The 23,467-nt window shown below is 68.2% G+C and carries 22 protein-coding genes; 12 read left to right on the top strand and 10 right to left on the bottom strand.

What is annotated here, in order from left to right; genetic code table 11:
• Nucleotides 1–2 precede the first annotated feature (2 nt).
• The 6 genes from asd to N5095_RS11500 all read right to left on the bottom strand — a co-directional run bounded on the left by asd (nt 3) and on the right by N5095_RS11500 (nt 7,323).
• Nucleotides 3–1,037 (bottom strand): aspartate-semialdehyde dehydrogenase, encoded by a 1,035-nt coding sequence (gene asd, locus N5095_RS11525; protein WP_267622986.1) that lies wholly within the window; start codon nt 1,035–1,037, stop codon nt 3–5.
• Between the two features lie 463 nt (nt 1,038–1,500).
• Nucleotides 1,501–2,346 (bottom strand): helix-turn-helix transcriptional regulator, encoded by an 846-nt coding sequence (locus N5095_RS11520; protein ID WP_267622985.1) that lies wholly within the window; start codon nt 2,344–2,346, stop codon nt 1,501–1,503.
• Nucleotides 2,347–2,519: 173 nt separating this feature from the next.
• Complete coding sequence (locus tag N5095_RS11515) at nt 2,520–2,903, bottom strand: cupin domain-containing protein (RefSeq protein WP_267622984.1); 384 nt, start codon at nt 2,901–2,903, stop codon at nt 2,520–2,522.
• A 249-nt stretch (nt 2,904–3,152) separates the two neighbouring features.
• Entirely contained in the window at nt 3,153–3,575 is a 423-nt protein-coding gene (locus N5095_RS11510; protein WP_267622983.1) for a CoA-binding protein, read from the bottom strand.
• Nucleotides 3,576–3,845: 270 nt separating this feature from the next.
• Nucleotides 3,846–4,838, bottom strand: a complete 993-nt coding sequence (locus tag N5095_RS11505; protein ID WP_267622982.1) for a ribonucleotide-diphosphate reductase subunit beta — start codon at nt 4,836–4,838, stop codon at nt 3,846–3,848.
• A 28-nt stretch (nt 4,839–4,866) separates the two neighbouring features.
• Complete coding sequence (locus N5095_RS11500; RefSeq protein ID WP_267622981.1) at nt 4,867–7,323, bottom strand: ribonucleoside-diphosphate reductase subunit alpha; 2,457 nt, start codon at nt 7,321–7,323, stop codon at nt 4,867–4,869.
• Nucleotides 7,324–7,684: 361 nt separating this feature from the next.
• On the opposite strand from N5095_RS11500, the gene N5095_RS11495 reads away from it, so the two are divergent.
• Nucleotides 7,685–8,620 (top strand): alpha/beta hydrolase, encoded by a 936-nt coding sequence (locus tag N5095_RS11495; protein ID WP_267622980.1) that lies wholly within the window; start codon nt 7,685–7,687, stop codon nt 8,618–8,620.
• A 97-nt stretch (nt 8,621–8,717) separates the two neighbouring features.
• Here N5095_RS11495 and N5095_RS11490 read toward each other — a convergent pair whose 3' ends face one another.
• Nucleotides 8,718–9,830: a pyridoxal-phosphate-dependent aminotransferase family protein gene (locus tag N5095_RS11490; protein WP_267622979.1), complete on the bottom strand. Its 1,113-nt coding sequence runs from the start codon at nt 9,828–9,830 to the stop codon at nt 8,718–8,720.
• A 183-nt stretch (nt 9,831–10,013) separates the two neighbouring features.
• Between N5095_RS11490 and N5095_RS11485 the strand changes: the two genes are divergently transcribed.
• Nucleotides 10,014–11,018 carry a dienelactone hydrolase family protein gene (locus N5095_RS11485; RefSeq protein ID WP_267622978.1) on the top strand — a complete coding sequence of 335 codons (1,005 nt, stop codon included), beginning with the start codon at nt 10,014–10,016 and terminating at the stop codon, nt 11,016–11,018.
• A 127-nt stretch (nt 11,019–11,145) separates the two neighbouring features.
• On the opposite strand, the gene N5095_RS11480 is transcribed toward N5095_RS11485, so the two are convergent.
• Nucleotides 11,146–12,048 (bottom strand): hypothetical protein, encoded by a 903-nt coding sequence (locus N5095_RS11480; RefSeq protein ID WP_267622977.1) that lies wholly within the window; start codon nt 12,046–12,048, stop codon nt 11,146–11,148.
• A 142-nt stretch (nt 12,049–12,190) separates the two neighbouring features.
• On the opposite strand from N5095_RS11480, the gene N5095_RS11475 reads away from it, so the two are divergent.
• The 3 genes from N5095_RS11475 (at nt 12,191) to N5095_RS11465 (ending at nt 16,320) form a co-directional block, all read left to right on the top strand.
• Nucleotides 12,191–12,649 (top strand): RAD55 family ATPase, encoded by a 459-nt coding sequence (locus tag N5095_RS11475; RefSeq protein WP_267622976.1) that lies wholly within the window; start codon nt 12,191–12,193, stop codon nt 12,647–12,649.
• The gene (locus N5095_RS11470) at nt 12,646–13,794 is read left to right on the top strand and encodes an ATPase domain-containing protein (RefSeq protein WP_267622975.1); all 1,149 of its coding nucleotides are present in this window, start codon (nt 12,646–12,648) and stop codon (nt 13,792–13,794) included. The genes N5095_RS11475 and N5095_RS11470 overlap by 4 nt, the downstream gene beginning before the upstream one ends.
• Nucleotides 13,795–13,890: 96 nt before the next feature.
• Complete coding sequence (locus N5095_RS11465) at nt 13,891–16,320, top strand: glycoside hydrolase family 15 protein (protein ID WP_267622974.1); 2,430 nt, start codon at nt 13,891–13,893, stop codon at nt 16,318–16,320.
• Between the two features lie 336 nt (nt 16,321–16,656).
• Here N5095_RS11465 and N5095_RS11460 read toward each other — a convergent pair whose 3' ends face one another.
• Both N5095_RS11460 and N5095_RS11455 read right to left on the bottom strand, forming a co-directional pair.
• Nucleotides 16,657–17,268 (bottom strand): hypothetical protein, encoded by a 612-nt coding sequence (locus tag N5095_RS11460; RefSeq protein ID WP_267622973.1) that lies wholly within the window; start codon nt 17,266–17,268, stop codon nt 16,657–16,659.
• Between the two features lie 29 nt (nt 17,269–17,297).
• On the bottom strand, nt 17,298–17,423 hold the full coding sequence (locus tag N5095_RS11455) for a hypothetical protein (RefSeq protein WP_267622972.1): 126 nt from the start codon (nt 17,421–17,423) through the stop codon (nt 17,298–17,300).
• Nucleotides 17,424–17,491: 68 nt separating this feature from the next.
• Here N5095_RS11455 and N5095_RS11450 point away from each other — a divergent pair, with 68 nt between their 5' ends.
• The 7 genes from N5095_RS11450 to N5095_RS11420 all read left to right on the top strand — a co-directional run bounded on the left by N5095_RS11450 (nt 17,492) and on the right by N5095_RS11420 (nt 23,431).
• Complete coding sequence (locus N5095_RS11450; RefSeq protein WP_267622971.1) at nt 17,492–18,223, top strand: bacteriorhodopsin; 732 nt, start codon at nt 17,492–17,494, stop codon at nt 18,221–18,223.
• A 117-nt stretch (nt 18,224–18,340) separates the two neighbouring features.
• Nucleotides 18,341–19,174 (top strand): lycopene cyclase domain-containing protein, encoded by an 834-nt coding sequence (locus N5095_RS11445; RefSeq protein WP_267622970.1) that lies wholly within the window; start codon nt 18,341–18,343, stop codon nt 19,172–19,174.
• Between the two features lie 4 nt (nt 19,175–19,178).
• On the top strand, nt 19,179–20,372 hold the full coding sequence (locus N5095_RS11440) for a Brp/Blh family beta-carotene 15,15'-dioxygenase (RefSeq protein ID WP_267622969.1): 1,194 nt from the start codon (nt 19,179–19,181) through the stop codon (nt 20,370–20,372).
• A 44-nt stretch (nt 20,373–20,416) separates the two neighbouring features.
• Nucleotides 20,417–21,733, top strand: a complete 1,317-nt coding sequence (gene hisD / locus N5095_RS11435) for a histidinol dehydrogenase (RefSeq protein WP_267622967.1) — start codon at nt 20,417–20,419, stop codon at nt 21,731–21,733.
• A gap of 116 nt (nt 21,734–21,849) precedes the next feature.
• On the top strand, nt 21,850–22,278 hold the full coding sequence (locus N5095_RS11430; protein ID WP_267622966.1) for a hypothetical protein: 429 nt from the start codon (nt 21,850–21,852) through the stop codon (nt 22,276–22,278).
• Nucleotides 22,279–22,429: 151 nt separating this feature from the next.
• Nucleotides 22,430–22,795 carry a HesB/IscA family protein gene (locus N5095_RS11425; RefSeq protein WP_267622965.1) on the top strand — a complete coding sequence of 122 codons (366 nt, stop codon included), beginning with the start codon at nt 22,430–22,432 and terminating at the stop codon, nt 22,793–22,795.
• A 78-nt stretch (nt 22,796–22,873) separates the two neighbouring features.
• Entirely contained in the window at nt 22,874–23,431 is a 558-nt protein-coding gene (locus N5095_RS11420) for a DoxX family protein (RefSeq protein ID WP_267622964.1), read from the top strand.
• Nucleotides 23,432–23,467 lie beyond the last annotated feature (36 nt).

Raw genomic sequence — 23,467 nt, 5'->3', positions numbered from 1 at the left:
CTTCAGACCCAGCCGTCTTCGACGAGCAGTTCGCCGTTCAGCACCGCCGCACCGGCCGCGCCACGAATCGTGTTGTGGGCGAGGCAGTTGTACTTCACGCCGCCGGCGGTCTCCTGAATCCCGCCGGCACACACCGCCATCCCTTCGCCGGTCATCCGGTCGAGGCGGGGCTGGGGTCGGAGCGGGTCGTCGAACACGTGGATGAGCTGCTCGGGCGCGCTCGGGAGGTCGAGCCCGGGGTACGCCTCCATCGCGGCGGCCACGTCTTCGACCGACGGGTCGTCGGCGAGTTCGGCGAAGACGTTCTCCAGGTGGCCGTCGATGGTCGGGATGCGGTTACAGGAGGCGGATACGTCCGCTCCGTGCAGTTCGACACCGGAGCCGTCGAACTCGCCGAGGAGTTTCCGGGATTCGGTCTCCATCTTCTCCTCCTCGCCGCCGATGTGGGGAATCGCGTTGTCGATTATCTCCATCGAGGTGACGCCGGAGTAGCCCGCGCCGGAGACCGCCTGCAGGGTGGAGACGTGGACCCGTTCGAGGCCGAACTCGTCGAGTGCGGCGAGCGTCGGCGTCATCGTGATGGTCGAGCAGTTCGGGTTCTTCACGAGCGCGCCGTCCCAGCCGCGCTCGTCGCGCTGGACCTCGATGAGTTCGAGATGTTCCGCGTTCACCTCGGGAATCGTGAGGGGAACGTCCTCGGCCATCCGCAGGTTCGAGGAGTTCGAGGAGAGAACGTACCCCGCCTCGGCGAAGTCGGGCTCCACGTCGGCGGCGACCGAGGAGGGGAGCGAGGAGAAGACGAGGTCGAGATCGTCCGGCACCGCGTCGGGCTCGGTGGCGACGACCTCCATCTCCGCCACGTCGTCCGGGATAGGGGTGTCGACCCGCCACTTGGCCGCGTCGCGGTAGCTCCGGCCGACGCTCGACTCGCTGGCGGTGACCGCCGCGAGTTCGAACGTCGGGTGGTCGTCGAGAAGCTGGATGAATCGCTGTCCGACTGCTCCGGTGGCGCCGAGGACGCCGACACGTACTGCCATTGGCCACGATACGTCGCTACGGCACTAAGGGGGTTTGGATTGTGGCCGTTCTTCCGGTGGCTCTCGGACGGCTGACAGGCGCGACGTGGGGGCTCGCATCGGGATGGACATGGGGGCTCGCATCGGGACGGCGACGCGGTCGCGAGCGACGCCGAACGGAGGGATTTAGTTTCGTCGCCGCCAACCTCGGCCTGCGCACCTTTAGTCCCCGCCCGAGTCTTCCCGCTTCGGGAGCGATGACAGCGCGGCGAACCCGGGTGTGCAACAGGTATCGTCGCCGGACCTACTCGGCGACCGCCCGGCACGAGGGTTATCCGACCGACGCGGCACGCCGCCACGGGATGAGGTCGGAAGTTAGTGTTCCGGGCGACAACCAACGCTTGCCTGAGATACGTCTCTACTGCTTCTACGACGCGTGCCGGCCGTGAACGAGGCACACCGAAAGTTCGGACTCGAACTCCAGCTACCGCGGCTCGACGCGGAGTCGCTCCTCCCGGGAGTGCGACTCCGCGGCGTCCAACTCCTCCGCCTCGACCGGTCGTGCCTCCTCCAGACAGCGGTCGTAGACGGCCTCCGCCCACTCGCGAGCCTCGGGAGAGGCCGTGTCGATGACGGCCCGAAGTTGGGCGGTGTCGGGGTCGTGGCCACAGATTCCGATGCAGTCGTCCATGACGTTGAGCCCGCAGCGTGCGTCGTCGGGCAGGGCGTCGTGCAGGAAGACGGTACAGTTGTCACGCTCGAACGCCCGAGCGGCCAACTCCGGATTCCACTCGACGATGGCTCGCAGGACCGGCGGCGAGTAGATGTACTCCGTCTCCATCCCCTCGACGACGCGCCGGCAGAACACGTCGAGGTTGCCCGACTTGTAGAGCGTCGTTCCGAGCCCTCGGATGGACTCGGTCGATTCGAGGAGTCGGGTGACCCGTTCCACGGGCGTGTACGGGTAGTTCGGGCCGGGATACGAGACCACGGCGTCTTCGAACTGCTCGACCGCGAACCCCTCCATCTCCCGGGGGAGCCACTGCCACACCTCCCGGAGCGTCTCGGCCGTCCCCATCCCGCGACGCAGTTCGAGGAACCGCTCGGTCACGAACTCGCCCAGAGCGGTGAGTTCGTACTGCGGTCCGTCGCGTGTCACCCACGACCGGTCCTCGAAGTCCCGAACGACGCGTCCGATAGTGGGGTCCGACGCGCCGGTCGCGGCGCGCAGGTCGCGCCTGTCGTGGCGCTCCTCCGAGAGGGCCTCCAGCGTCGCGACGCGGTGTTCGGACCGCGCCAGGAACTCGATGGCCTGAATCGCGGAACCCATGCTAAACGCTAGCAATCGAGGTATAAATCCCTTCGTTCACCGAAAGAACACCGTCACGTGCTCGCGCTCGATTCGTGTTCCGGACCACCGTCGGAACGCCCGGCCCCTCGCGACGGGAGGTGCGTGGGCGTCCGACAGCGGAGTCCGGCGACGCCGCCCGGCGGCGGCCCGATTCACTCCAGTTTTGCCTGAATGTGGTCGATGACCGCGGCGTGCTCCTCTTGCGGGCTGAACATGACGATCTCCGCGTCCTCGTTCGCCCGAACCGTGTGGCCGGGCGGCCAGTAGAACAGCTCGCCGGCTCGCGTCACCTCTTCGCGTCCGTCCGAGTATTCGGCAGTGAGCACGCCATCCAAGACGTACCCCCAGTGCGGACACTGACAGAGGTCGTCCTCCAGACCCTCCAGGAGCGGCGTGATGTCCGTCCCGGAGGCGAACGTGAAGTACTCTCCACTGAGCTCGCCGTAGCCGCTCGCGTCGCCGAAACCCATCTGCTGGCGGGCGACGGCGTCCGGTGTGTCGATTCTGACTGGTACTGCTCCCTTCTCCTGTCTCATCTCGTTCACCCGTGACCGAGAGGTGACCGGAACCCGCACAGCGACTCGCCCGAGGGTTCGTCTCGGACGACGTCGCTTCCTCCTCACGGGTCGACCGAGCCGTTCGTCCCGGTTCCCTCTCGGCGTGGTGTTGGGCCGATGAAAACGTGTAGTTACCTAGTGAATTTCTTCAGCAACTGAAAGAGATGCGCGCGAAGCGACACGACTGGCTGTGCCGAACGTTCTCCCACCGCCGTTCGCGATACGGACTCAATCCATCGGATGGCGAATCAACTGCCCGTGTTCGACCTTCATACACCGGTCCTGAACGACGTCGACCCCGGCCGCTTCCGCCTCGCGTGCCGCCTCGTCGTGGCTGATGCCCTGCTGTAGCCATATCGCCTTCACGTCGTCGCGGGCGAGCGCCGCCGCGACGATTCCGGGAACCTCCTCGCTCGGTCGGAAGACCTGAACGACGTCGACCGGCTCTTCGACGTCGGCGAGCGAGTCGTACGCCCGCTCGCCGAACACCTCGTCGGTGTTCGGGTTGACCGGCCGGAGTTCGTACCCGTGGCGCTGCAGGTACGCCGGGACGATGTGAGCGGCCTTCTCGTAGGAGGTCGACGCCCCGATGACTGCCACCCGTTCGTGGCCGAGAATCCGGCGCAGACCCTCGGCGTCTTCGATGGGCATACGTCGAGTTGTAGGAGGGAGGAAATCAGCGTGTCGCCGACCGACCCGTCCACTGGGGGCAGTGAGATCGGTCCCTCGCCGAGACGCGACGCGCCCTTCGTCGAGGACTCGCTCGGGGGCTGCTCTCCGGCGAACCGCGCTGACGAACGCACGCGCCGTCGCTTCCGCGTCCCGTTCCCCGTCGCCTTCGGAGACCACGTTCGGTCAGTGCCGTCCGACGGCCGATAAATACCTCGGCGACCCCGGAGCGGTCCGTCACCGCTCCGTCGGTTACCAGTCGAGACTCCCGCCGCTTTGGTACTCGGTCACTTGCGTCTCGAAGAAGTTCTTCTCCTTGTTGAGGTCGACCTGCTCGGACATCCACGGGAAGGGATTGGGCGTCCCGTACTGTTCGGGCAGGTCAAGCTGTTCGAGCCGCCGGTCAGCGACGTACTCGACGTACTCGACGAACCCCTCGGCGCTCATGCCGAGAATCTCGTCCGGACACGCCTCGCGAGCGTATATCTGCTCCAGTTCGACGGCTTCGAGAATCAGCTCGACGACCTCCTCTCCGAACGCGTCGGTCCAGACGCCCGGATTCTCCGTGCGAATCTGGCCGATGAGGTCGACCCCGAAGTTGAGGTGGAGCGACTCGTCGCGCATGATGTACTCGAACTGCTGGCCGACGCCGACCATCTTGTTCTGCCGTTTCAGTCCGAGCATCATCGCGAAGCCGGCGTAAAAGAAGATTCCCTCCATGATGACGTAGAAGCCGACGAGGTCGCGGAGGAGGTCGCGCAGGTCCGCATCCGTCTCGATGCTGAAATCGTCCTCGTCGACGACCCGGGTCAGGTCGACGACGAAGTCGTCCTTCTCCTCGATGGAGGGGACCCGGTCGTACATCCCGTACAGGTACTTGGGGTCGAACCCGAGGGAGTCACAGCAGTAGATGAACGTGTCCGTATGGACGGCCTCCTCGTAGGCCTGCCTGAGCAAGTACTGACGGCACTCCGGGGCGGTCACGTAGTCGTACACTGCGAGGACGATGTTGTTCGCGGTGAGGGACTCGGCCGTCGAGAAGAACCCGAGGTTCCACTCGACGAGCCGCCGCTCAGCATCGGAGAGGATGTCGCCGTTCCACTGCGTGACGTCGTCCTGCATCGGAATCTCCTCCGGGACCCAATTGTTGTTCACCCCCGCCTCGTAGTATTCGCGGGCCCAGTCGTAGTCGATGGGGAGTATCTTATTCGGGTCGTGTTCCGTGTCGGTGTTGAGTATCGGCATTGTCGGTGAGTGGGCGTCTGTTCGTTGATTACTGGCAGGACTCGCAGGTCGGGTCCTCGACTGTACAGAGGTCTTCGTCGTCGGAACGCGCATCGCCCGAATCGGGGTCCGGACCCGAATCGGAATCGGAGTCGGCGGACCGGCCGTCCCGGCGCTGGGTCCCCTCGTACTCAGCCATCTCTAGCGTGGACTTCTCGATCTGTGAGGCGCCGAGGGTCCGGAGGTAGTACGTCGTCTTCAGCCCCAGCTCCCACGCGGTCGTGTACACGTCGGTGAGGAGCGACCCGTCCGTCGACGGGAAGAAGACGTTGTGCGACACCGACTGGTCTATCCACGTCTGTCGGTGTGCGGTGAGCCGAAGCTGGTGTCGCGGGTCGATCTCGAACGCGCCCCGATACAGCTCTTGTAGGTGGTCGGGAATGGCGTCAATCTCCTGTACTGAACCATCGTGGTACTTGAGGCGGTCGCGAAACTTCTCGTCCCACAAACCTCGCTCCTGCAGGTCCGCGACGAGATGGTCGTTGACGACAGTGAAGTCGCCGGACATGTTCGACTTCACGTAGAGGTTCGAGTACATCGGCTCGATGGAGGGTGACGTACCGTTGATGGTCGAGACGGTCGCGGTCGGCGCGATAGCCATCGTGTTCGAGTTCCGCATCCCGTGTTCCGCGACGTGCTCGCGGACGACGTACCAGTCGAGCGTCTCCTCCCGGTCGGTGGGAATCTCCCGACCCCGCTCCTCCTCGAGACGGTCGACGGTGTCCTGGGGGAGCAGCCCCCGGTCCCACTTCGACCCCTCGTAGGAGGGGTACGACCCCCGCTCTGCGGCGAGCTTCGAGGAGTTGAGGACGGCGTGGTACGAGACGAACTCCTGCCAGCGGTTCGTCGCCTCGACGGCCTCCTCGGAGTCCATCGGGACGCCGAGGCGCATCAGGGCGTCGTGGAACCCCATGGTCCCCAGCCCGACGGGTCGGTGTCGCATGTTCGACCGTTCGGCCTCGTCGGTCGGGTAGAAACACAGGTCGACGACGTTGTCGAGCATCCGCATCGCCGTCTCGATAGTCTCCGCGAGGTGCTCGCGGTCGAGCTCCCCCTCGGAGACGTGGGTCGCGTAGTTCACGCTCCCGAGGTTGCAGACGGCGTGCTCGTCGGCGCTGGTGTTGAGGGTAATCTCCGTACAGAGGTTCGAGGAGTGGACCGTCCCGGCGTGGTCCTGTGGCGACCGGACGTTGCAGGGGTCCTTGAACGTCAGCCACGGGTGGCCGGTCTCGAACAGGCGCGTGAGTGTCCTCCGCCAGAGCTCCTCGGCGTCGACCCGCTCGTACTGTCTGAGTTCGCCCGCCTCGGCCTGCCGTTCGTACTCCCGATACCGTTCCTCGAAGGCCGACCCCGAGAGGTCGTGGAGGTCGGGGACCTCGTCGGGGCTGAACAGCGTCCACTCCTCGCCGGCCTCGACGCGTTTCATGAAGAGGTCGGGAATCCACGCGGCGGTGTTCATATCGGGCGTGCGGCGGCGCTCGTCGCCGGTGTTCCGCTTGAGGTCGGTGAACGCTGGAAAGTCGAGATGCCAACAGGCGAGGTACGCACACGCCGCACCTCGCCGCTTCCCGGAGCGGTTGATGGCCGACGTGACGTCGTTGCTGATGCGGAGGAAGGGGACCACGCCCGTCGATTCGACGCCGGTGCTCTCGATGAGCGCCCCCGCCGACCGGAGGTTCGTCCAGTCGTTCCCGAGGCCGCCGCTCCACTTCGAGAGCTGTGCGTGGTGCTTGTACGAGTCGAAGATGTCCTCCAGGCTGTCCTGGACCGTCGTCAGGTAGCACGACGAGAGCTGGGGATGGGTCGAGCCGCTGTGGAACAGCGTCGGCGTCGATGGGGTAAACTCCAGTTTCGAGAGAACGTCGTAGAACTCCTCGGCCCGTCGCTGCGGGTCATCCTCGCCGACGGCGAGACCCATCGCGACCCGCATCCAGAACGCCTGCGGCAGTTCGAGATGTTCGCCGCGTTGTTCGGTCTTGAGGAAGTACCGCTGGTACAGCGTCTCCATCGCCATGTACTCGAACGCCTCGTCACGGTCTGGTTCGAGGTAGTCGGCGAGGGCGTCGAGGTCGAACCGTTCGACGAGACGCTCGTCGAGGAGTTCCTCCCCGACGGCGCGTTCGAGGTTCTCGACGAACGTGGCTCGGTACGCCCGGTCGAGGTCGAACCCGGTGAGGTCCTCCCCGAGTACCTGGCGGTAGTAGCGCTGGCGGAAGACGTCGGCCGCCATCCGCTTGAACGCCGGTTCGCGCTCGATGCGTGCGGTCAGCGCCTGGAGCACGGCCTGATACACTTCGTCGGTCGGCGCTCCCTCGTAGAGAGTGCGTTCGATTTCGGTGACGAGGTCGTCCCGGTCGCCCGCCGGGAGAACCGCCTCGTAGCCTTCGCGTGCTCTGTCGAGTATCGACCCGATGTCCGGGGTCGTCGTAGTCGCTTGCTGGCTCATGTGTGTGTATGTATGTGTGGGGGTCCGCCAGGTCCCGCCGCCGGCCCGAGCCGTCGATTCCGGCGTCGGACGCCACGTCGTGTCGGAGAGGGGACTGCTCGTGGTCGTCACTACTCCTTCCTTCGTGTTTCTGGCCCGCGGACGGGACCGTCCGTCGTCCGGCCGCAACGTTTGGTGCCGCCCTCGTCCACATAAATCCTTCCCAATAGAGTTGATGTAGTACAATCTGAGTTGTATTAGGGCGGGGCGGCGTCAGAAACCCGTAATTCGGGCGCCAGCACAGGAACACGGCGCTTCGGCACTCACAGATTCGTACATCGGGCACAAGCGGTTTGCTCGCTGCCCGATTACACGACAGCCGATGCAGTCGGACGAAATCGACCCGCAGGCGAAGGCGGCGGTCGAACGCCAGGACCGGTTCCCGCTCCCGCACAGCCGTCGTGGGGTGAAACTCCTCCGCCTCCTCACCCGGCCGGCGATGTGGGTTCGGAACCGCGACCCGCCGAGCGTCGGTGCGACGGTCGACCGGACGATTCCCGGTCCCGCGGGCGACCTCGACACCCGGCTCTATCTCCCCGACACGGACGGCCCGTTTCCGACGGTCGTGTTCTTCCACGGCGGCGGGTTCGTCTACGGGAGCATCGCCACACACGACTGGCTCTGCCGACACCTCACGCGGGAGAGCGGCTGTGCCGTCCTCTCAGTGGATTACCGGCTCGCCCCCGAACACCCCTTCCCGGCGGCGGTCGAGGACGCCTACGCCGCCGTCGAGTGGGCGGCCGCGAACCCCGGCGCGGTCGGCGGGACCGGCGAACTCGCCGTCGCGGGCGACTCCGCGGGCGGGAACCTCGCCGCCGTCGTCGCCCTCATGGCCGCCGAGCGCGACGGGCCCGACCTCGCCCACCAGACGCTCCTCTACCCCGGGGTCGGCGTCGAGAACGACCAGCAGTCCGTTCGAGAGAACGCCGGCATCGTCCTCAGCGAGGCCGACCTGGACTGGTTCAGTCGCTGCTACTACGTCAACGACATCCACCGGCGCAACCCGTACGCCGACCCGACGAACGCCGGCGACCTCTCGGGCGTCGCCCCCGCGACGGTCGTCACCGCCGGCTACGACCCGCTTCGCGACGGCGGGAAGGCGTACGCCGAACAGCTCGTCCGCGACGGGGTTCCGACGCGCTACGAGAACTACGGCGACATGGTCCACGGGTTCCTGACGCTTCGGGGGGTCGACCGCACCCGGGAGGCGATTTCCGACATCGGCGCCGACCTCGCGGACGCCTTCGAGGGGGAGTGAGAGCTCGACTACGGGAAGTCGGCGACACGCCGCGTCGTGAGTCTCCTTCGAGAGCGAAAACAGCTCGACCGACCCGAGCGAGAGCGTTGTTGCCGACTCAGAGCCCCGCCACGTCCTCGATGGCGTCGGTCAGCTCCCGAATCGAGGCCACGTCGTGCTCTCCCATGTGGCCGATGCGGAACGTCTTCTCGCCGAGCGCCGACCCGTACCCGTTCGAGAACACCATGTCGTACTCCTCGGAGACCTGCTCGATGGTGCCCGCCACGTCGATTTCCTGCGTGTTCTCGATGCAGGCGACCGTCTGGGACTCGTACCCCGACTCGGGGAAGGTGTCGAAGTGCTCTCGCGCCCACTCGCGGGTGTACTCGGCCATCTCGCGGTGGCGCTCGCTGCGGCCCTCGTGGCCCTCCTCCAGCATGTGCTTCATCTGCTTGCGGTAGGCGAGCATCACCGGGATGGCCGGCGTCGAGTGCGTCTGACCCTTCCGGTCGTAGTAGTCGAGACAGCGCTCGAAGCCGCCGTACCACGAGGCGGAGTCCTTCGATTTCTCGCGCTCGTAGGCGTCGTCGCTGACGACGCAGACGGCGAGGCCGGGCGGCATCGCGAACGCCTTCTGGGTGGAGGCGAAGATGACGTCGATGCCGTGGGCGTCGATGTCGACGTAGTCGCCGCCGAGCGAGGAGACCGCGTCGACGACGAAGTACGTGTCCGGATACTCGGCGACCACGTCGCCGATTTCCTCGATGGGGTTGCGGACGCCGGTCGAACTCTCGTTCATGACGCAGGTGACCACGTCGTAACCCGTCTCGCTCGACTCCAGGGCCTCCCGAACGTCCTCGGGCTTGACCGCCCGGCCCCACTCGTACTCCAGTCGGTCGACGTCCTTCCCGAGTCGCTCGGCCACGTTGGCGTGGCGCTCGCTGAAGCTTCCACACGTCGTACAGAGGATGTTCTCGTCGACGAGGTTCAGCGTCGAGGCCTCCCAGAACTCCGTCCCCGACGCCGTGAGGATTATCACGTCGTTGTCGGTGCCGAGGAACTCCTTGGTGTCCTCGACGATGGTCGTGTAGAGGTCCGTCATCCGGTCCATGCGGTGACCGAACATCGGCCGGGCCATCGCCTGAATCACGTCTTCCCGCACCTCGGTCGGTCCCGGGATGTACAGCTTCTTCTCCGGATAGTCGTCCGTGTATTCGCGTTTCTCGGTCACAGAACCACCTGAGTACGGACCACTGTGTAGCGGGGTGTCATGGTAGTTGTGATTGGCCGCAGGTCGCGAGCGTGCCGACCGGTCGAACGGTCGAACGCGCCGGCCGGTCGAACGCGCCGGCCGAACGTGACGGGTCGTCGGACGCTCCGAAGGGACATCTCCCTGGGGACGCTACGTCTACGGATGGAGCGAGCAGTCACGGTCACGGCGGTCCTCCTCGCGCTGGCCGTCGTCCTCGCCGGCTGTGGAGCCACGCAGGAACCGGCGGGCGACGGCGGGACGACAACCGCGACAACCGCGACCGGGGAGACGACGACCGTCGACGGGTCGACGACGGCGACTACCACCACGACGGCACCGACCACGACGACGGCCGAGTCGGAGACTTCTACCGCCACCGACGGCGCCGAGCACGTCGGCTGTCAACCGGGAGAACTCGAGAAGGACGGGGAGTGTACGCCCGTCCTCTCTGGGAGCAACGCCGACATCTTCGACGCGACGGACCTCGTGGCCATCACGACGGCCGAGACGACCGTCGACGGGACACCCGGCTACCTCGCACGCCCCGCGGAGAACGGCACCTACCCGGCGGTCGTGATGATTCACGAGTGGTGGGGGTTGAACGACAACATCAGGCACATGGCGGACGTGCTCGCCGGCCACGGCTACGTCGTGTTCGCCGTCGACCTCTACGACGGCGAGGTGACGACGAACGCCTCACGCGCCGGCGAACTCGCCGGGCAGGTCCGCGACAACCCCGAAGAGGCGGTCGCGAAGATGAGCCGCGCCGTCTCGGGGCTCCGGGCGATGCCGTACACGACTGACGCGGTCGCCAGCCTCGGCTGGTGTTTCGGCGGCGGACAGAGCCTCCAACTGAGCCTGAGCGACGCCGACCTGAACGCGACGGTCGTCTACTACGGGAGTCTCGTCACCGACGCCGAGACGCTCCAGCGGGTCGACGGGCCGGTGCTCGGAGTCTTCGGGGCCGAAGACACCTCGATTCCCGTCGCCACCGTCCGCGAGTTCGACCGGACGCTCGACGAGGTCGGCGTCGACCACGAGATTCACGTCTACGAAGGGGCGCCCCACGCCTTCGCGAACCCGAGCGGCGAGCGGTTCCACCCCGAGGCGACCCGCGACGCCTGGGCGAAGACGCTACGCTTCCTCGAGGAGAGCCTCCGGGACTGAGGGAGTTGTCGCGTCGCTCGCGCCCGTTCGAGTGCGGAGCGGTTCGGAGTCCGGGCGCTCGAGAACAGTCGACTCCGGGGTCGAGGAACTCGACCGGAACGCTCGCCGTCGACCCACGATTGGGGCGTTACGCCGCCCGCTCGGCGACCGCGTCCCGCGTCTCTCGAATCAGCGCGTCGAGGTCGGCGGGTGCGTCTTCGAGTTCGGTGAGGACGTCGCCGTACCGGTCCCGGCCCACGTCGGAGTACGTGAACCGAGCGTACAGCTCTTCGACGGCGTCGACGACCGCCTCGGTCGTCTCGCAGGTCTGCAGGAAGTAGACGACGGGCGTCGTGTCGCCGTCGTCGAGGTCGCGCTCCACGTCCCCGATGTCCTTGAACAGGAGCCGACGGGCGCGATAGGCGCGGAGGTCCGCGCGGAGTCGGTCGGCGACGTCGGCGTCGACGTCCATCACCGCGGCCGGCAACTCGGCGAACGCGTCGATGTCGCGAGCGCGGTAGCGATACAGCGTCGCGGCCGCGTTCAACTGGAGGTGTCGCGAGGTCATCGCCTCCATGCGCTCGAACAGCGTGCGCTCGACGAGCGGAATCTGGAACACCGCGGTGAAGTAGTCGAGAAGCACCTCGTTCACCGCCTCCCGCGCGCCGGGCGGACAGCTCTCGACCATCGCGACCCCGGAGAACGCCGCGTTGACCGTGTAGGCGATCTTCGCCTCGGTGGTCAGCTCCCGGGTGTCGATGATGTCGTCGTACACGTTGATGATGGCGTCGAGTCCGGTTGCCAGTCGTTTCGTCTCCTCGGAGACCGGCCGGTCGAGCTCGCGAGCGAAGACGTTGCACACCGGGACGGTGCGCAGGGACTTCCGACCGCTCTCCCAGTTGTCGACGACGTCGTGGAGCAGGTCGCCGAGACCGGCGGTCGCGTCGAGCGGAAGGTCCTCGCCGAGGCGTCGCTCCCGTGCCGACACCTCGTCGGCGAGCGCGTCGTGGATTCGCCTGATTTCGTGGGGCTGGACGGGAACGTTAGTCATTCGGCAGACAGTTATGCTTGGTGATATATAATCGCTGTGTGCCGGTTCTCTGGCCTGATAATTGGAGGGTGGGACGGGGCGACTACGAAAGTGTTTGAGGCGCAAACATTACATATACGCAGACTTATCTCGATTCAAGACCATGGAATCGGCCCCCTCAGCGGAGACGGAGATCACCCCTCACGCGAGCACGGGTGACACCGTCCTCGATAGGATGCTCCGAGGCGGAATCCCACGGCGACGCTCGGTGTTGCTCAGCGGGGGTCCCGGCGCGGGCAAGAGTACCCTCGGGATGCAGTTCCTGCAGACCGGTATCGAAGCGGGTGAGGACGTGCTGTACGTTAGTACGGAACAGACCGAAGAGGAGATGCGGGACTCGTTCGGCGAGTTCGCCTTCGACCTCGACGCCCCCAACTGTCACGTCACCTCGATTCACGCCACGCCGGGGAGGACCATCGAGCGCGACGACGAGCTAATCATCAGCGACATCGGTGGCGACGGCCCGAACGAACAGACCGGCGACAGCCTCACCGGTGACGGGGGAGCTTCGCGGGTAACGGGTCCGGCGGCGTCTTCGAGTTCACCCGCCCGTTCGAGGTGAAGTACATCCGCGAGCGCCTCGCGGAGTACGCTCACTGCGACCGGGTCGTCTTCGACAGCGTCTCCGGACTCGCCCCGCTCGCCGACGACACGCCGCGGTTCCGGCGGAACCTCCTCGAACTCATCCGGACCTTCTCCGACGAGTTCGAGGCCGCCACCCTCCTCGTCGCCGAGGCGTCCTCCGAGCACCGCGACGTCCCGGCCGCCGAACTGCTCCAGTTCACCACCCACGGTGCGATTCAGGTGACCCGCGAGTGGGTCGCCGGCGAGTACCACCGATTCCTCGAGGTCTCGAAGATGCGCGGCACCGACCACGACACCGCCCCGCACGAGTTCGAAATCACGACCGGCGGGGTCGAGGTCCTCCCCCGGGACGACCGCCGGTCGGACCCCATCTCGGACGTGTCGAGCACCGGTTCGGCCGGGCTCGACCGGCTCACGGGCGGCGGCTACCCCGAGGGTGCTTCGACGGTCATCGAGCACGACGGCCGCGCGAACCTCGACGCGACCGTCTCCGCCGGGATGCTCGCGACGCTCGACGAGGGCCGGGTCATCGTGCTCTTCCCGACGCCGAACATCACGCCGACCTGGTTCCGTGAACACGTCGGGAACCACCGCGGCGGGATGGACCAGCTGCTCGACGACGACCGCCTGTTCGTCGTCGACTGGTCGAACACGTGGCCGGTAAACCACCGTAACGTGTTCGGCGTCCACCTCCCCGGGCTGCTGGGGCTCGTCTCGAAGAGCCAGCTCTACCTCACCCAGAAGCTCCTCCGGGTGTATCGCACCATCAAGGCCCGACGGACCGCGCCGCTGACGGCGTGGGTGTACACCGAGACGATGCTCCAGGACTTCGACGCGGCCGACGTCCGGTTCCAGTACAACTGGGCGCGAGGGAACATCTTCGACGAACAGGACAGCGTCGTGTTCATGCAGAACCCCACCTCGATGGGCGAGAAGCTCGCCGAGTTCTACATCCACGACGCACAGCAGGTGCTCCGCCAGTGGGTCCACGAGAACGGGATGGAGTACATCCGTCTCGAGAAGGGCGACGCCGGCCAGACGGACGTCAGTCGCCACGTCAGCTACCTCGACGAGCCGCCGTACCTCGAGGTCCGTGGGAGCAACGCGTCGGGGCCGGAGTAACGGAGCTTCGGGTCTCGCTCCAGTTTCGAAGACGGTTCGGCGTGGCACGTGTCGACGGGGCGCACCTTCTTCTCCGCTCGCCGACTACGTACCTCGATGGTTCTCCGGACGCTTCGGGACCGCCTCGCCTCGCATCTCCCACCGGTGCGGCTCGACCAGGCCCCCGAGTTCTGGGGGCCGACCGACATCAACGCCCAGTCGGGCAACGGGCGGCTGTCGGTCGCGCTCAACAGGACGGGGACGGTTACGGTGCTTCGCTGGCCCCGCCCGTCGTACTACGACCACGTAACCCACCACACCACACACCGGGACGCGCCGCGGTTCGGCGCGCACCCGAACGAGGGGTCTTTCCTCGGCCTCCGAGTGACGACCGTTGGTGACGCCGCCGACGCCGACGTTGCCACCGACATCACTGACGCCGCCGACGCCACCGATGCCAGCAACACCACCGACGCCGAGGACAGTGCTGACGCCGGCACCGCCGGAGGGACAAAGGCGGGGACCGACGCCGAGACCGAGACCCACTGGCTCCGGGACTGGCCGACCGAGCAGCGGTACGCGGACGAACGCTCGGACGCGGTCGTCACGACCCACCGGCACGACGGCCTCGGACTGTGTGTGCGGATCGGGGACGTGGTCGCCGCCGACGCCGACGCCCTCGTGCGCGAGGTGACCGTCGAGCGACGAGCCGACTCGCCCGTCATCGCCGCCTCGCTCGTCGTCTTCGCGAACCTCGACCTCGTCGTCTCCAAGCGCCCGCTGTCCCCGACGCAGGACCTCTACCGTCGCCTGACCGAACGCACTCGCGCGCGCTACCACCCGGACCTCGATGCGGTGGTGTTCTCGAAGGCCGGCGTCGACCGCTCGACGGACGACGCGAGTAGCGTCGCCATCGCCGTCGGGTTCGGCGACCCGTCGGGTACCACGAGGGGGTTCGAGGACCAGTCGGCAGACGACCCGTCGACTGCCGACCCACTGTCCGACGACCCGCCGTCCGACGAGCCGTCGTCGTACCACGTCGGCGCCGACGAGCGGCGCTCCGCCCGCGCCGGCGACCCGGTCGACGCCTACCGCGCGGCGTCCGCCGGAGCGCTTCCGGGCGGTCGCTTCCACGAGGGGAAGACGACCGCCGCCCTCGCGAGACCGCTGGTGTTCGCGGTCGACGGGGAGGGACCGGGCGACGACGGGCACGACCGTGCGGGGAAGCGACCGTCCGCCGCCGCGACGGCGACGGCGACCGTCCGCTACGCCGCCGCCACGACGGCCGACGCCGCCGGCGACCTGCTCGACGCGAACCGACGACGCTCCCCGGCGGACCTCCGGGCGGCGAAACGCGCGTGGTTCGACGACCGGCTCGGCGATGCACCGATGCCGGCCACCGATGACCCGGTCGTCACCGCCGTGGCGTGGCGCGGGTTGGTGACGCTCGTGACCAACTACGACCCCGAGTCGGGCGCGGTGGTCGCCTCCATCGCCACCCGGAGCCCCTACGCGCTCGACTGGCCGCGGGACGGGGCGTTCTGCAACCACGTGCTCGACCGTATCGGCCGGAGCGACTGGGCGCGAAAGCGCAACCGTTGGTACGCCTCCTTACAGGAGCGGTCGGGCCGGCACCTGCTCGGCGCGGCGCTCGTCCCCGCCGGCACGTGGGCGATGAACTACTACGGCGACGGCGTGACCGGCGGCCCCATCCCCTGGGAAATCGACCAGACCGGACTCGCGGTGTGGGCGCTCTGGGACCACTACCGAACGACGGGCGGGGTGGAGTACCTCCGGGAGGTGTACCCCGCCATCAGACGGGCGGCCGAGTTCCTCGGCGGCTACCGGGACCCGACCACCGGCCTCCCCCGGGCGGCCCACGAGGACGACAACCTCGTCCACTCCCGGACGGTCGTCGGCGCCAGTTCGGTGTGGCTCGCGCTCGACTCGGCGGTCCGCGCCGCGCGAGCGCTCGGCGAGGAGGAGGACGTGACCCGGTTCGGCCGCCGGCGCGACGAGCTCGCGGCGGCCATCGAGACGCACCTCTGGAGCCCCGGCGACGGCGCGTACAGCCGGACCGGGTCGCTCCTCCACCGACTGTTCGACCACCCGCGCGTCCCCGAGGTCGTCCGCGCGCTCCCCATCCTCCCGGGGACGCGCGGGGTCCCGACCCTGTCGTGGCCGGCCGACTACGCCGACGCCGACGACCCGCGGATGGCCCGCCACCTCGACCACGTCTGGGAGACGGTCGCGCCGTCGTTCGCCGAACCCGCCGCCGGTCGCCGACGCTTCGGGATGTACGAGTCGAAGGCGCTCGTCGCGCTGGCGAAGGCGTGGCGGGACGACCCGGAGAGGATGGCTCGCGTGTGCGAGGGGGTCCGCTGGATAGCTCACGAACACGCAACGAGCGACACGCACGTGCTCGGAGAAGGGTGGCTGCTGGAGGACGGCGACGTGGTGTCGGTCGTCTCCCAGCCGCACACCTTCACGGGGCTCCTGTTCTACTACGCGGCGCTGGAGGCGTTCCCACCCGCCGACGGGAGCTAAAACGGACACCGCGACCGATTCAGAGTCGGGTCGGCGACGGTGGGAAATCTGCCGGAAGCGAAGAGTGAGAGAATTGACCGCAGAGCGAACGGAGCGCCCGCTCAGTCGTCGGTCGGCGTCTGCACGAACTCCGCGACAGCACTCGGCGCTCCGGAGCGCGACCACCCCGGTCGTCGGCGGCTTGCCGACGCCGCGACTGCAGAACACCGGAACTGTGGCCTCGTCCCGACGCGCGGACGGGGGCCGTCGAAGGCGGGACGTACGCCTCGTCGTCCGGCATCCGACAAAAACGCCCACGTCAAAATATCGCGGCAGAAAACCCCGGCCGACGTCGACTCAGGCGGGGAGGCGTCGGTCGAACAGTCGACTGAGGGCGAATAGGACGACGGCGAGGCCGGCGGCGGAGAGGGTGACCCCGAGCACCGTGACGGGGACCGGTGTCGCCGCGAAGGGGTTCTCGCCGCCGGCTTCGAAGAACGCTGCCATCGCATCGCCGCCGTGGGCGAGCAGGAAGAACCCGTCGACGGCGGCGACGGCGGCCGCACCGGTGACGAGGCTTATCATCGAGGCCACGTCCTCGACGTTCAGCAACGTGCGGGCTTCGCGTTCGCTCAGCTCCGTCCCCTGCCGCAGCCGTCGGTAGCCGACGTAACAGAGTCCGACCGCCGCGACCACCTCGATGGCCCCCGCGTACGCACCCAACAGGAGAATCTTCGGCGCGGCCGCGAGCGGGTCGCCGCCGGCGAAGAGACGCCGGGTCGACGCCGGGAGCGTCGCCGCTAGCGGCAGGACCAGCGTCAACGCCCCGAGGATGGCGGCTTGCCAGGCGAGTTTCCGCGGGATGGACTGTTTGAACAGGCTGTACCGACGCGCCCGGAGCCGCTCGTAGGCCGACTCTCCGAGCACCGCCGACGCGATTGGGTCCTCTACGCGGTCCGTCCCGTCCATACTGTACGGGAGACGAATCTGCTACCACCCTACAAAACATCGTCGGTCCGTAAACTGTCGATGGTGCGGACGGTCAGCCGACCGCTCCCGCCGACGCGACCCCCGAACCGATACCCCTCGACGACTTCGACGCTCGGCCCGAAATAACTGTACATATACGGAGCAAATTAACACATACTGGTATGGCGGGCTGCTTATTTTCGTACAGAGGCTACATGCGTCCATGGCAACGCCAGGCGCAGAGTCACTGTGGCTGTGGATCGGCACCCTCGGGATGACGGTCGGCACGCTCTACTTCATCGGCCGCGGGCGCGGGGTCCGCGACCCGGAGATGCAGAAGTTCTACATCGCGACGATCTTCATCACGACGATCGCCGCGTCGATGTACCTGTTGATGGCGACCGGGTTCGGTCTCATCCAGGTGAACGTCGCCGGTGAGCCGCTGGACATCTACTGGGCGCGCTACGCCGACTGGGTGTTCACGACGCCGTTACTGTTGTTCGACCTCGCGCTCCTCGCGGGTGCGAACCGTAACACCATCGCGACGCTCGTCGGCCTCGACGTGTTCATGATCGCCACCGGCGTCATCGCGGCGCTCGAACCCACCCCGGCGTACCGCATCCTCTGGTGGGGCATCTCGACCGGCGCCCTGCTGGTCCTGCTGTACGTCCTCGTCGGCACCCTCTCCGAGCAGGCCCGCACGAAGTCCGCGGAGGTCGCGAGCCTCTTCGGCACCCTCCGGAACCTGACCATCGCGCTGTGGCTCCTGTACCCCGTCGTCTGGATTCTCGGCACCGAGGGCACCATCGGCGTCCTCCCCCTGTACTGGGAGACGGCCGCGTTCATGGTGCTCGACCTCTCGGCGAAGGTCGGCTTCGGCGTGCTCCTCCTGCGCTCGCGCAGCGTCCTCGAGGCCGCGACGAAGCCCACCGCGACGGGCGCGACGGCCGACTGAGAGCCGTCCGCGAGCGGGCCGTCCCGCTCTGACACCCCGTCGGATCGGCCGAGGCGCACGGCTTTTCGTACACCCATCGGGAGCCGACGCTCCTTCCCCACCACTCTCGATACACCGATGACACCCGAACTCACCTACCTCGGCTTCCTCGCGCTCGCGCTCGTCCCGCCGACGGCCGTACTGTTCGTGCTCGCACTCCGTCGGGGGCGAGCCCTCGACCGCCCGCTGGTCGCCGGAACGGCGCTCGTCACCTTCATCGGGTTCGTCTACACGGTCCCGTGGGACAACGCCCTCATCGCCCGCGGCGTCTGGTGGTACGGCGAGGGCGTGGTGTTCGCGACGATTCACCTCGCCCCCGTCGGCGAGTACCTGTTCATCCTGTCCCAGCCCCTCCTCACCGCGCTGTGGCTCGCTCTCCTACGAACGCGCGATTCGTCCGCGGACACCGAGGGGGCCGCGGCGACCGACGAGGTCACCCCATCAGTCCGGGTCTCCCGCCGACAGCGACTCGGCGGCGCGGTCGCCGGCGGTGCGGTCTCCGTCGTCGGTCTCGCGATGCTCGCCGCCGAGTCGACGTTCTATCTCGGCGCCATCCTCGCCTGGGCCGGCCCCGTCCTCGCGGTCCAGTGGGCGTTCGGCTGGCCGTACCTCCTGCGACACCGCCGGCGGGTCGCCCTCGCCGTGCTCGTCCCGACCGCCTACCTCGCCGCCGCGGACCGCGTCGCCATCGAACTCGGGCTGTGGACCATCTCGCCGCGGTTCACCACCGGGCTGACCGTCCTCGGACTGCCGGTCGAGGAGGGTGCGTTCTTCCTCCTGACCAACGTCTTCGTGATTCAGGGGCTCGTCCTCTTCCTGTGGGTGGTCGAGCGCCCGGACGCGGCGTCGTTCCGGTCCCGAAGCGGCGTCGCCGAACCGGTCGACACTGCCGAGACGGTCGAGGGGTCGTGACGCCGTGACGCCGGAGCACCCCGAACGCTCGGAGACGGATTCGCCGCTGCGCGGGCGGAACGACCGGCTCCGGGAGGTCGTCGACGCTACCGAGAAGTCGGACGGTACGGAGACGACCGCCGTCGCCTCCGACGTCGCATCCCCGTCGCCGTCTCGGGCCGCCCGCCGAACCGTGCTCCGTCGGACGGTCCTCCCGGTTTTGGTCGTCCTCGGGGCCGCCGCCCTCGCGTCGGCGGCGGGAGTGACACCGCCCGCGACGGTCGGCTACGCGCTCGTGCTCGTCTCGGTCGTCGTTCTCGGACTCCCTCACGGCGCCGTCGACCACCTCGTCGTCGCCCGCCTCGCCGGCATCTCCACGCGCCGCGCCCTCGCCGCCGTCTCCGCGCTCTATCTCGTCCTCGGCGGCGCGTACCTCGCGGCGTGGTATCTCACCCCCGCGGCGGCGTTCGCGTTCTTCGTCCTCCTGACGTGGCTCCACTGGGGACTCGGCGACCTGTACGCGACGACCGACCTCGTCGGCGGCGCTCACCTCCGGAGCCGACCCCAGCGCGCGCTCGCCGCCGCGGTCCGCGGGGCGCTCCCGATGCTGGTCCCGCTCGTCGCCCACCCGGCGGAGTTCCGGGCGGTCGCGGCGCTGGTGGTCGGCGTCTTCGCGCCCTCCGCCGCCGTGACCGCCACCGTGGGGTCCGGTCTCGGACCGCTCTCCGTGGTGTTCGACCCGACGGTCCGACTCGGCGTCGCGGTCGGCCTCGGCGTCGCCCTCCTCGTCGCCCTCCTCCTCGGGTACGTTCGGGCGCCCGAGAGCCCGTGGCGGGGGTCGTGGGCGGTCGACGCCGGCGAGACCCTCTTGCTCGTCGCCTTCTTCGCCGCCGTGCCGCCCGTGCTCGCCATCGGCCTCTACTTCCCGCTGTGGCACTCGTTGCGACACGTCCTGCGGACGGCGACGCTCGACCGGGAGAGCACCGCGGGGCTCGAACGCGGCGCCGTCACCCCGGCACTCCGCCGATTCGCTCGCGACGCGGCCCCACTGACGCTCGGTGCGCTCCTGCTGTTCGCCGGTCTGTTCGTCGTCGCGCCGTCGCCCACGACGGACCTCGGCGGGGTTCTCGCGCTGTACCTCGTCCTCCTCGCGGTGCTCACCCTCCCACACGCGGTCGTCGCCTGCTGGGCCGACCTGCGACAGGGTGTGTGGGGCTGACGCGGGAGGGAAACCGTCTTCCGGGCGCTACCCCACGCTCCGGTATGGAAGTCCGCGAAGTCGCCGAACTCTCCCCCGACGAGCGCGCCGCCCTCTTCGAGCGCGACGCCGGGGTGGAGGCCGTGCGGGGAGACGTACGCGAGGTCGTGAATCGAGTCCGCGAGGAGGGTGACGTGGCCGTCCGCGAGTACACTCGCGAGTTCGACGGCGTGGAGGTCGGGAGCCTCGACGTCACCGACGACGTGGCGCGCGCGGCCGAGACCGTCGACGACGACGTACGCGCCGCCATCGACGAAGCCGTCGCCAACGTCCGCGAGTTCCACGAGCGGCAGGTGCCGGCGGACTGGCGCGACGAGTTCGGTGGGGGAGAGGGTGGCGCCGACGCGGAGAAGAACGCCGGCACGCGCGAACTCGGTCGGCGCTTCCGACCTATCGACCGCGTCGGGGTGTACGTCCCCGGCGGCGCCGCGGCCTACCCCTCCAGCGCCATCATGGGCGTCGTCCCCGCGAAGGTGGCCGGCGTCGAGCACGTCGCCGTCGCGACGCCGCCGGCCGAGGAAGTGAACCCCGTGACCCTCGCGGCCATCGAGGCGGCGGGCGCCGACCGGGTCTACTCCATCGGCGGCGCGCAGGCCATCGCGGCGCTCGCGTACGGCACCGAGTCGGTCAACTCGGTGCGGAAGGTCGTCGGCCCCGGTAACAAGTGGGTGACGGCGGCGAAGGCCGAGGTGCGCGGCGACGTCGACATCGACTTCCTCGCCGGGCCGAGCGAGGTCCTCGTGCTCGCCGACGACTCCGCCGACCCCGAACTCGTCGCGAGCGACCTGCTCGCGCAAGCCGAACACGACCCGAACGCGTCGGTCGTCGCCGTCACCGACTCCCCGGAACTGGCCGAGTCGGTCGCCGACGCCGTCGAGACCGGAGTCGAGGGGCGCGAACGGGCCGACACCATCCGCGAGGCGCTCGACCACGACGCGAGCGGGGTCCTCCTCGCGCGGTCGATGCCCGAGGCGGTGCTGTTCGCGGAGGAGTACGCCGCCGAGCACCTCTCGATTCAGGCCCGCGACGACGAGGAGCTCCTCGACCGAATCACGAACGCGGGGAGCGTCTTCCTCGGACCGTACACCCCGGTCGCCGCCGGGGACTACGCCTCCGGGACGAACCACGTCCTGCCGACGAACGGCGGCGCGCGCCTCCACGGCGGCCTGTCGGTCGACAGCTTCCTGCGCTCGACGACGGTCCAGCGTCTCGACCGCGACGGCCTCGCCGCCATCTCGGAGACGGTCACCACTCTCGCCGAGGCGGAGGGGTTGGAGGCTCACGCCGAGAGCGTCCGGCGCCGGCTCCGCGACGAAGAGTGAACCACGAAGGAACGCACGGCTCGCGTCCGATATAAGCTTGCCATATCAACCAACTCCTCATGGTTTCGAGGTTTAATGGGCGCATAGTAAGGTCGGTCGGGTGTCCAGTGCGGCGCATGCGACCCATCGCCACGCTCCTCGGACGGTTCGGCCGGACCGACCGGCCGGACGCCGGGACACGAGGGGAGCAACCCCGGACGCCGACCGATGTCGACCGGGAGGCCGCAGGCACCGAGACGCCGGTCGGGCCGGACCGGCCGCCGGCGACGACCGACACGGTCGTCGGTGGGACCGACGGCGACGACGCAGTCGAAGACGGCGACGGACCCGAAGCCCGTGACAGGCCAGGAGCCGACGACGGGGTCGGCGATGGGGACGGAGCCACCGACGACACTCCGGCGTCACCGACGCACGTCTGTGCCATCTGTCGGAGTTCGTTCAGGCGCGAACCGGAGTCCTGCCCCGACTGCGGGAACACGGTCGTGACGCCCGTCGATGAGTGGGAGGACTCGGAGCTCATCAGACACCTCTGTGGCGGCGGCTGAGACCTTCTTCGACGACCCGAGAGCCGCGACTCGACACGAAGCCGCGAGGAGCGACGACACCCGCGGCCCCCGGTGACGTCCCGGCGGGGCACCCTCGGCCGCGGGTCGAATCGGCGTCACCGTTATCACGCTCTAGTGGGTAGGGGTGTCCATGAGTACGGACGCCGCGAACGGTGACTCCGACCCCGCCGTCACGGTGACGCCGGCGGCGGCCGAGGAGGCGCTGTCGCTACTGGAGGGAGAGGGGATGGACACGGACGTGGCCGGCCTGCGGCTGTTCGTCCAGCAAGGGGGCTGTGCCGGCCTCTCCTACGGGATGCGCTTCGACACCGAAGCCGAGGAGGACGACACCGTGATGGAGTTCCACGGCCTGCGCGTGTTCGTCGACCCCGCCAGCCGCAACTACATCGGCGGGAGCACGCTCGACTACGAGAGCGGGCTCCAGGCGAAGGGGTTCCACGTCGAGAACCCGAACGTCGTCAGCGAGTGCGGCTGCGGCGAGTCGTTCCGGACGTAACCCGTCGGTTTCCCGCTCTGCTGACTGGTAGTCGAGCGCCGAAAAAGGAATTTTTTGCCGCGTGCCGAACGGTGGTGCATGGCTACCAGCCAAAGCCTCGAAACCGAAATCCTCGGCCGTGACGTTCGATTCGACTACTCGGAGAGCTGGGTCGGCTACTCGCTGTTCACGCTACGTGTCGTGATGGGATGGGTCCTGTTCCAGGGCGGCATCACGAAGGTGCTCGACCCGGAGTGGACCGCCGCCGGCTTCCTGCTGAACGCCATCCCCGAAGGAAACCCGTTCACCGGCCTGTGGACGGCCCTCGCGAACGACTGGGTCTGGCTCGTCGACCCGCTCAACGCGTGGGGACTGACGCTCACCGGACTGGCGCTCATCGTCGGCGCGTTCGTCCGCTGGAGTGCGTTCTGGGGGGCGGTGATGATGCTGTTCTACTGGCTCGCGGCGCTGGAAGGCGGGCTACTGCAGGGTCTCCCGGTCGCACACGGCTGGGTCGTCGACGACCACGTCGTGTACGCGGTGCTCCTGTTCGGCCTCGGTGCGTTCGGGGCCGGGCGCATCCTCGGCGTCGACGCCTCCCTCGAACGGACCGACGTGGTCCGCGAGAACCGGTGGCTCCGATACCTCCTGGGGTGAGCGTCCGCCGGCCGGCTCCGTTCCGCGGCCTTCTCC

It is taken from the genome of Halobium salinum (genome assembly GCF_026586625.1).
Lineage (GTDB): Archaea > Halobacteriota > Halobacteria > Halobacteriales > Haloferacaceae > Halobium > Halobium salinum.
Note: the sequence above shows the minus strand (reverse complement) of the source record. Positions and strands in the feature narration are given on the sequence as shown.

Excerpts from the sequence above, each read along its gene's own strand:
- asd (WP_267622986.1), bottom strand. The coding sequence starts at position 1,037 with ATGGCAGTACGTGTCGGCGTCCTCGGCGCCACCGGAGCAGTCGGACAG.
- N5095_RS11520 (WP_267622985.1), bottom strand. The coding sequence starts at position 2,346 with ATGGGTTCCGCGATTCAGGCCATCGAGTTCCTGGCGCGGTCCGAACAC.
- N5095_RS11515 (WP_267622984.1), bottom strand. The coding sequence starts at position 2,903 with ATGAGACAGGAGAAGGGAGCAGTACCAGTCAGAATCGACACACCGGAC.
- N5095_RS11510 (WP_267622983.1), bottom strand. The coding sequence starts at position 3,575 with ATGCCCATCGAAGACGCCGAGGGTCTGCGCCGGATTCTCGGCCACGAA.
- N5095_RS11505 (WP_267622982.1), bottom strand. The coding sequence starts at position 4,838 with ATGCCGATACTCAACACCGACACGGAACACGACCCGAATAAGATACTC.
- N5095_RS11500 (WP_267622981.1), bottom strand. The coding sequence starts at position 7,323 with ATGAGCCAGCAAGCGACTACGACGACCCCGGACATCGGGTCGATACTC.
- N5095_RS11495 (WP_267622980.1), top strand. The coding sequence starts at position 7,685 with ATGCAGTCGGACGAAATCGACCCGCAGGCGAAGGCGGCGGTCGAACGC.
- N5095_RS11485 (WP_267622978.1), top strand. The coding sequence starts at position 10,014 with ATGGAGCGAGCAGTCACGGTCACGGCGGTCCTCCTCGCGCTGGCCGTC.
- N5095_RS11480 (WP_267622977.1), bottom strand. The coding sequence starts at position 12,048 with ATGACTAACGTTCCCGTCCAGCCCCACGAAATCAGGCGAATCCACGAC.
- N5095_RS11475 (WP_267622976.1), top strand. The coding sequence starts at position 12,191 with ATGGAATCGGCCCCCTCAGCGGAGACGGAGATCACCCCTCACGCGAGC.
- N5095_RS11465 (WP_267622974.1), top strand. The coding sequence starts at position 13,891 with ATGGTTCTCCGGACGCTTCGGGACCGCCTCGCCTCGCATCTCCCACCG.
- N5095_RS11460 (WP_267622973.1), bottom strand. The coding sequence starts at position 17,268 with ATGGACGGGACGGACCGCGTAGAGGACCCAATCGCGTCGGCGGTGCTC.
- N5095_RS11455 (WP_267622972.1), bottom strand. The coding sequence starts at position 17,423 with ATGTACAGTTATTTCGGGCCGAGCGTCGAAGTCGTCGAGGGGTATCGG.
- N5095_RS11450 (WP_267622971.1), top strand. The coding sequence starts at position 17,492 with ATGGCAACGCCAGGCGCAGAGTCACTGTGGCTGTGGATCGGCACCCTC.
- N5095_RS11445 (WP_267622970.1), top strand. The coding sequence starts at position 18,341 with ATGACACCCGAACTCACCTACCTCGGCTTCCTCGCGCTCGCGCTCGTC.
- hisD (WP_267622967.1), top strand. The coding sequence starts at position 20,417 with ATGGAAGTCCGCGAAGTCGCCGAACTCTCCCCCGACGAGCGCGCCGCC.
- N5095_RS11430 (WP_267622966.1), top strand. The coding sequence starts at position 21,850 with ATGCGACCCATCGCCACGCTCCTCGGACGGTTCGGCCGGACCGACCGG.
- N5095_RS11425 (WP_267622965.1), top strand. The coding sequence starts at position 22,430 with ATGAGTACGGACGCCGCGAACGGTGACTCCGACCCCGCCGTCACGGTG.
- N5095_RS11420 (WP_267622964.1), top strand. The coding sequence starts at position 22,874 with ATGGCTACCAGCCAAAGCCTCGAAACCGAAATCCTCGGCCGTGACGTT.